Source organism: Clostridium sp. AM58-1XD, assembly GCF_003464085.1.
Lineage (GTDB): Bacteria > Bacillota > Clostridia > Lachnospirales > Lachnospiraceae > Lachnoclostridium_A.
Genome location: NZ_QSDR01000060.1, coordinates 1 through 7867 on the forward strand (window position 1 = coordinate 1; position 7867 = coordinate 7867).

Annotated in this window: 9 protein-coding genes; all 9 read left to right on the forward strand. The window is 33.6% G+C overall.

The features are described 5' to 3' along the window. Positions 1 to 752: hypothetical protein (locus tag DXA13_RS20310; protein WP_207662194.1), on the forward strand; the 752-nt coding region annotated here is incomplete at its 5' end. Positions 753 to 945: 193 nt separating this feature from the next. Then, positions 946 to 1542 (forward strand): hypothetical protein, encoded by a 597-nt coding sequence (locus tag DXA13_RS20315; RefSeq protein ID WP_147348068.1) that lies wholly within the window; start codon positions 946 to 948, stop codon positions 1540 to 1542. Positions 1543 to 1616: 74 nt separating this feature from the next. Continuing rightward, the gene (locus DXA13_RS21205; protein ID WP_181995771.1) at positions 1617 to 1775 is read left to right on the forward strand and encodes a hypothetical protein; all 159 of its coding nucleotides are present in this window, start codon (positions 1617 to 1619) and stop codon (positions 1773 to 1775) included. Between the two features lie 41 nt (positions 1776 to 1816). After that, complete coding sequence (gene rffA / locus DXA13_RS20325; protein ID WP_118246813.1) at positions 1817 to 2944, forward strand: dTDP-4-amino-4,6-dideoxygalactose transaminase; 1128 nt, start codon at positions 1817 to 1819, stop codon at positions 2942 to 2944. Between the two features lie 10 nt (positions 2945 to 2954). Beyond that, entirely contained in the window at positions 2955 to 4067 is a 1113-nt protein-coding gene (locus DXA13_RS20330) for an ATP-grasp domain-containing protein (protein ID WP_118246814.1), read from the forward strand. A gap of 2 nt (positions 4068 to 4069) precedes the next feature. Further along, positions 4070 to 4813 (forward strand): SDR family oxidoreductase, encoded by a 744-nt coding sequence (locus DXA13_RS20335; RefSeq protein ID WP_118246815.1) that lies wholly within the window; start codon positions 4070 to 4072, stop codon positions 4811 to 4813. Between the two features lie 3 nt (positions 4814 to 4816). Further along, complete coding sequence (locus tag DXA13_RS20340; protein WP_118246816.1) at positions 4817 to 5812, forward strand: acyltransferase family protein; 996 nt, start codon at positions 4817 to 4819, stop codon at positions 5810 to 5812. Then, positions 5812 to 7410 (forward strand): thiamine pyrophosphate-binding protein, encoded by a 1599-nt coding sequence (locus DXA13_RS20345; RefSeq protein ID WP_118246817.1) that lies wholly within the window; start codon positions 5812 to 5814, stop codon positions 7408 to 7410. The genes DXA13_RS20340 and DXA13_RS20345 overlap by 1 nt, the downstream gene beginning before the upstream one ends. A 1-nt stretch (position 7411) precedes the next feature. Continuing rightward, positions 7412 to 7756, forward strand: a complete 345-nt coding sequence (locus tag DXA13_RS20350; RefSeq protein ID WP_118246818.1) for a hypothetical protein — start codon at positions 7412 to 7414, stop codon at positions 7754 to 7756. Positions 7757 to 7867 lie beyond the last annotated feature (111 nt).

A 7867-nucleotide genomic window follows, 5' to 3' on the forward strand; every position in this document is an offset into this window, starting at 1 on the left:
ATAAATTTTACATTGAAATTAAGCAATGTAAAAATTTCGATAAATTTGAATTAGGAGTTATTCTATGTGTGAATATAGTGATATTTATAGGTTGCTTTATCAGTGTTTCAACAAGAAATTATGCATATTATTGGGATTCTGTCCGTGAATACTCAACAGGGTTTGGTGTAGAAGACTGGTTTAAGATTAATACCTATACAGGAATAAGAAATCTATTTACTACAATTAGACGTGATATGAGAGGTCCTCTTGGAAATGTTTTTTGGATTATACCATTTGCGTTTACTGATAAAACACCCGATAGTTGGGTTCTGTCAATATTTTTTAATATTTTTCCAGCATTTAGTTTTGTCTACGGTATTTTTTTGAAAAATATTCAAATTAAATTCAAATTAAAAAATAATTACGTTTTTTATACTGCTAATTATTTTTTGCTCTTTTCAATGCCACTTTTATACAGAGCATATATCTACGGCTTTCCGGATATATTTGGGGTAATGTTCTGTTTAATTATAATGATTTGTTTGTTTAACTTGAAATTTGAAAGATTAGAATTTAAGAAGTGGGTAGTAGTATACGCAGTTACAATAATACTGGCGTTACTCCGAGATCAATATATCGTTTGGATTATTTCATTTTATATTTGTTATTACAATAATACTGGCGTTACTCCGAGATCAATATATCGTTTGGATTATTTCATTTTATATTTGTTATTTTGTGGTTTATTTTTGTCAGCTATTATTCAGTAAAAAGTTTGTAGTGTTAAAATGTAGTCTTTTTTCAGTTGCTTATTTTGCAATAGGTTTTATTATTTCTCTTCTCATATGTATGTATCCATACATAATGAATTTTTTGAGAAGTTTAAATGCTAGCACCGATAACAATTTCTGGAGAGTCGGAGGATACTCATATGAGATATCGAATCAAGTGAAATTTCTAGGAATGTGGCTGGCAGTAGCTATGGTAGTCGGTATACTAGGCGGAATTATTAATAAAAAGAGTAGGAAATTTGCAATCTTTACTATTATACATGGGATCAGTACACTAATACTTTTTCATATGCAGGTAACACTTGTATCTTTTAATCATTCCTTAGTAATGATGCCCTTTTACATTTTGTGCATATGTCTAACGGTTTATATTATTGTTAATTTAAATGATAAAGTGATTTCTAAACTAATGTATGCCGCCACAGTTTGCTTGAGTCTTTTGAATATAGCGTTTGCTATATTTGGAGCCTCCTATTTGCCATCTGTTTTTACACAAATATCGTTAGTTATGCCGCATAGCCAGACTATACAAATTAGAAACGTTGCTAATTGGATAACAAATAATTGTGGTGAAGATGACCAAGTTTATTTTATCCCCCATGGATTTCCTTATAATCCAGACGTTTTTAGATATATTAATATGCCAGATAGAACAGTAATGAACAAGATGTCTTACGGTTCGGCTGTATTTGGAAATCATGCATTTCCTACGCAATTGTTTGATTCAAGGTATGTATTAACCAGTGTTCCTTCTGCGAATATAGTATAGCGGGCAAATATAATGATCTTTTTATGGAATATTTATATTTGGATAGGAAGTTTCGGTTAGTAAAGAAATTTGATATGGGGGATGGCTATGTCATTTTAGCATATGAAAGAGTAAAGCCAGTAGATATACAAGAAGTTAATTTTTACAGAGAAGCCTTAGATGAAGAAAATAAACAATATCCTAGTCTATACGAAGATGTATTCGAAGCATTTGTAGCAAATAAACAATTATAAAAAACAGAAATATAAAGAGATAGCTGTATAGGAGAAGACAAATGATTAATTTTAATGTACCGCCTTATATTGGAAATGAGCTAGAGTTTATAAAAGAGGCTATAAATTCACATAAGATTTGTGGAGATGGAGAATATACAAAAAAATGTTCTGAATGGTTAGAAAAAAAAACAGGGACAACAAAAGCTTTGCTTACTACTTCTTGTACGCATGCAACTGAACTAGCCGCGCTATTGTGCGATATTCAACCTGGTGATGAAGTGATTATGCCAGCATATACATTTGTCTCTACTGCTGACGCATTTGTGCTAAGAGGAGCAACACCGGTTTTTGTTGACATACGTCCTGATACCATGAATATGGATGAAAAATTAATTGAGGAAGCAATTACAAAAAGGACAAGAGCAATTGTACCAGTTCATTATGCAGGGGTTGCCTGCGAAATGGATACAATTATGCAAATAGCTGAAAAATATAGACTTGCTGTAATTGAAGATGCTGCTCAAGGGGTTATGAGCAGTTATAAGGGATGTGCATTAGGGACAATTGGTGATTATGGCTGCTACAGCTTCCATGAAACGAAGAATTATTCTATGGGAGAAGGAGGAGCATTACTTATAAAGAATGGTGACATGGCAGAAAAAGCTGAAATAATCCGAGAGAAGGGGACGAATCGTAGCAAATTTTTTAGAGGTCAAATTGACAAATATACTTGGGTGGATGCAGGGTCTTCATATCTTCCGAGTGAATTGAACGCAGCATATTTGTGGGCACAGCTAATCCAAGCAGACGAAATTAATCAAAATCGAATTGCTTCCTGGAACCGTTATTATGAACTGCTAAAACCCCTTGAAGACAGAGGAAGGATTGTACTTGCAACGATACCCGAAGGATGCACTCACAACGCACATATGTTTTATGTTAAGGTGAAAGATATTTCCGAGAGAACGCAATTGATTTCATTTATGAAGAATAATGAAATTGGATGTGTTTTCCATTATGTTCCGTTACATACAGCACCTGCAGGACTTCGTTTTGGACGTTTTCATGGAGTAGACAGATATACAACAACTGAGAGCGAACGTTTGTTACGACTGCCTTTATATTATAATTTGAAAGAAGATGACCAGTTAAAGGTAATAGAAAACTTATACAAATTTTATAGATGAGGAAGACAAAATGAAGAAAGACAAAATAGTGATAATTGGAGCAAATGATTTCCAAAATCAGTTAATTATAAAAGCAAAAGCAAGAGGTATGGAAACGCACGTTTTTGCTTGGGAAAAAGGTGCAGTGGGGAAAAAAAATGCAGATTTTTTTTATCCAATAAGTATTATTGAAAAAGAGAAAATTCTACAAATTTGCCGGGAAATTCAACCGAATGGAGTTGTATCAATTGCTTCTGATCTGGCTGCACTTACGGTGAATTACATAGCTGAAAAACTCAATCTGATCGGAAACGGAATGGATAGTGCAAGAGTTTCTACAAATAAATATTTAATGCGTAAAGCATTTGAAAAAAGAGGGGATCCCTCTCCTAAGTGCTATTATTCAGACGAGTTATCCAATATAAATTTCAAATCATTAAGATGGCCGCTGATTGTAAAACCTGTTGACCGCTCTGGTAGCAGAGGTATAACAAAGATATCGGATTTAGCTGATTTGTCAAGTGCAATAAGATCTGCTGAAAAAGAGTCATTCAGTAAAAAGGCTATAGTAGAAGAATTTGTTGAAGGTGAAGAATTTAGTGTAGAATATATATCGTATAAAGGGGTACATACTTTTTTAGCTTTGACTAAGAAATATACAACCGGGGCACCGCATTTTATAGAGACAGGACATGTTCAGCCTGCAGCAGTTTCAGATGAGATATTAAATAAAATAAAAGGCATTGTTGAGCATGCTTTGGATACGCTGATGATCAAGAATGGGGCTTCACATTCTGAGCTTAAAGTCGATAACAATGGGAAGATAAAAATTATTGAAATAGGTGGACGCATGGGAGGGGATTGTATTGGCTCCGATCTGGTGCAGTTATCTACAGGAGTTGATTTTATTAATATGGTAATTGATGTTGCATGTGGCAGGAAACCAGTCTTCAAAAAAGTTTGTGTGCCACAAAAAGCTGAGGTAAGATTTATATTTAATCAGGAAGATATAAATCAACTTGAAAGAATCAAATTAAAGAATCCTGAAAGTTTATATAGAGTAAGTGATATAGATATAATAGATAGTGAACATCCAGTTACGGACAGTTCTACTAGATATGGCTATTACATAGTGAGGGGATAAATATGGCTCGATTTTCAGGAAAAACATTTTTGATTGCTGGGGCGTCTAGTGGAATTGGAAAAAATGTAGCAGAGTATTTAACAAAAGAAACAGGAGCAAATGTTGTTTTGGTTGCAAGGCGAAAGGAAATACTTTCAAATTTAGCAGAAATATTGCCTGGTAATAACTATGCAATTGCATATGACTTTTCAGATTTAGCGAATATAGGAGAAATATTCGATGATTGTTTAAAGAATAATATTTCTTTAGATGGAGTAGTCTATTCTGCAGGCATAGCGCCCTTATATTGGATGAGGGATAATGATAACAAAAAGGCTATTGAAACGATAACAGTTAATGCATTAGCATTTGGTGAAATGGGAAAATATATGCTCAATTCAAAGTGTATGAAGAAAAATGCCTCTGTGGTAGTAATATCTTCAATTGTTAGTCTTGTTGTTACAAATAGGCAATCTGCATATGCAGCTAGTAAGTCAGTGCTTAACACGTATGTGAAATATCTTGCAAAAGAAGCATTGGGAAAAATGAGAGTGAATGCAATTCTGCCTGGAGTTGTAGAGACAGAATTATATCAAGAACTGAGAAGCCAAAGTAAAAACCTTGAAGAAAAAACCAATAGAAATCAGCCTCTTGGTATTATTCCCCCACAAAAAATAAGTAAAATGGTAGAGTATTTGTTGTCAGAAGACTCTGACTTTGTAACAGGAAGTCTCTTTATTATAGATGGAGGTTTTTTATTAAAATGACTAATGATAAGGGAGAATAATATAGACAATATAAAAATACTTTTACTGTTTACAGTAGCATTTGCGCATAATCTAATACCATTTAAAAACGAAAGCAAAATTATTGAGTTTGCAATAAAATTTATCTATTTATTTCATATGCCACTGTTTACCTTTTGTACAGGATATTTAGTTAGAAAATCTAAACGTAATGTATGGAAGTACATAAAAAAGCTTTTAATACCCTATATTGTATTCCAGTTGCTATATATGGTGATCGGAGCAGCAATGATTCAGTTAGGGATCATAGATTATAGCACAGACACAATGAAAATATCAATTGTGGAGCCATCAGGCCCATTATATTTTTTGATATGCATGGTGTTTTGGAGAATGCTATATCCAACTTTTGACCATATAAAAGCAAATAAAATAATCGTATTAGTTTCAATGGCAATAGGGGCTGCTTTATTATCCTTAGATAAAGCAAGTAACACAATGATATTGCCGTGTTTTGCATTACTGCCCTTTTTCTATGCAGGATCCATATTAGATGATGAGAGTTTGGGCAAATTGCGTGATATTTTTGCTAAAAATCCGTGGTATCTTTTTCTTTTAGGGGGAGGGTATATAATTCTGGCGTTAATTGTTCCATACGATATTATATTATTTAGAGCAAATGCATGGAATTTAGATACGGCATTAATGTTCACCCTTGCACTAAAATTGTTATATTATATTATTGCATTTTTAGGAGGAGCTGTTATCATTGGTGCAATACCGCGGAAAAACATTGGTAGAATTACGCAGAAAGCATCTAACGGGATGGTGATATATATTGGCTCATCATTTCTGTCACCTTATTTGTACATTATTCTTTACCATATGTGTCCCATTTTAGGTAGTTCTTTATTATTAAATAGTGTATGTATCTTTATTTTTACAATTGTTACAATCGTTTTTTTGAGTTGGAATCGCTGGACTCAATTTTATGAATTTATATTTGAAAGGTTTATTTAATGAATGTTGCAGAATATATTGTGGAAATATTAGCGAATAATGGGGTAAAACATGTTTTTGGCTATCAAGGTGGAAATATCACCTATATGATAGATGCAGTAGCTGGAAATAATCAAGTCTCCTACGTACAGACCTATCATGAGCAAGGGGCAGCATTTGCAGCAAATGCATATGCACAAGTATCGCGGAAATTTGGCGTTGCATTGTCTTCGAGCGGACCTGGAGCTATTAATTTAATCAATGGTATTGCCAACGCCTATTATGACTCGATACCCTGTTTATTTATTACAGGAAATATAAACACCAAAATGATGCGTTCATCGGAAAGTATCCGCCAAAACGGGTTCCAAGAGTCAGATATTGTGAGCATGGTGGGGGGAATTACTAAATATGCGGTTACCATTTATCACCCTCAGGAAGTTCCGGTAATACTTAAAAAAGCGTTAAAAGCCATGAAGGAAGGGAGAAAAGGACCTGTTTTATTAGATATCCCCCATAACATCCAACGGGAAGAGATAGATGTTTCATTTGATTTGAAAGAAGAAGGCACAGCGAGCAAGAGAATATGCACGGATATTTTAAGGAACGTTTCTAACTACATGGAAAATGCCTCAAAGCCAGTGCTGCTTTTAGGCAATGGTAGTAGAGATTCCGCTTCCTTACGTTTAATACATGAATTTTTATGTAAACTTCCAATACCTGCAGTGGTTTCGTTGTGTGGAAAAGATGCTTTACCAAATGATCATTTATGTTATCGAGGGATGATTGGCGCTTATGGACTGCCCTATTCAAATAAAATATTGACGGAAGCGGATTTTGTGCTAGTTTTAGGATCACGATTAGATGAGCGTCAACGAACTGTTGAGCCTGAAGTCTTTCTAAAAAATGCAAAAGTTATTCATGTGGATATTGATAAAAATGAATTATATCATGTGAAAAAAAACGAAATTTGTGTAGAGGCCACTGTAGAACAATTTTTGACTCAGTTTCTTGAATATGGCGTTCCGGATAATCGTTATGATGAGTGGCTGAAACTTACGAAAAATTGGATGAAGGATAATGTACCTGAAGAAGTATTGGTATATGGCAGTACATTTAGAGATAAACTCAAAAGGGTTTTGGGTACATATATTAAAGATAGTATCGTGTGCGTAGATGTGGGTAATCATCAAATGGCCGCAGCACAAACACTTGAGATTGGGGAAGGAACACGCTATTTAAATTCGTCAGGACTTGGTTCTATGGGATATGCTTTACCTGCTACAATTGGTTCTTATTATGCTTCAGAAAATAAGAAACTAGTTTGTATTGTGGGAGATGGCGGATTTATGATGAATCTTCAGGAATTACAGGTAATAAAGCGTGAAAAAATCCCCGTAGTGATTATCGTAATTAATAATTATGGATTAGGTATGATACAAGATTATCATAAAATTGCTTTCGAGGGAAGATTTGTCGGCTCGAAATGGGGTTATGAAGCTGCAGATTTTAAAAAGGCTGCTGCTGCTTTTGATATAGATTATTATAATTATGAAGATATTGTAAATGGAAAGTTGAAAGAAAACAGTCGTCCAGTATTGATTGAAATCGAGGTATGATATGAGAAAATATAATGTTCTCGTCACAGGTGTCGGAGCAATTATTGGCTATGGAATTGTAAACTCCCTTCATCGTTCAAGCTATAAGATGAATGTAAATATAATAGGAATAGATATTTATAGTGATGCATATGGTAGATACCTATGTGATAAATTTATCCAAGCCATACCTGCTGTTTCTGAACGATATCCAGAATTTATAAAAAATGTAATTTTAGAAAACGAAGTAGACCTGGTTATGTTTGGTACAGAACAAGAAATTCACAGATTAATTAGCGAACAGGAATTTATGGGTGATGATTATAAAAAACTTGTCATTAATAATGATAAGATTAATTTAATTTAACAAGAAATTCACAGATTAATTAGCGAACAGGAATTTATGGGTGATGATTATAAAAAACTTGTCATTAATAATGATAAGATTAATTTAATTTATCAATTGATAAATGGGAGA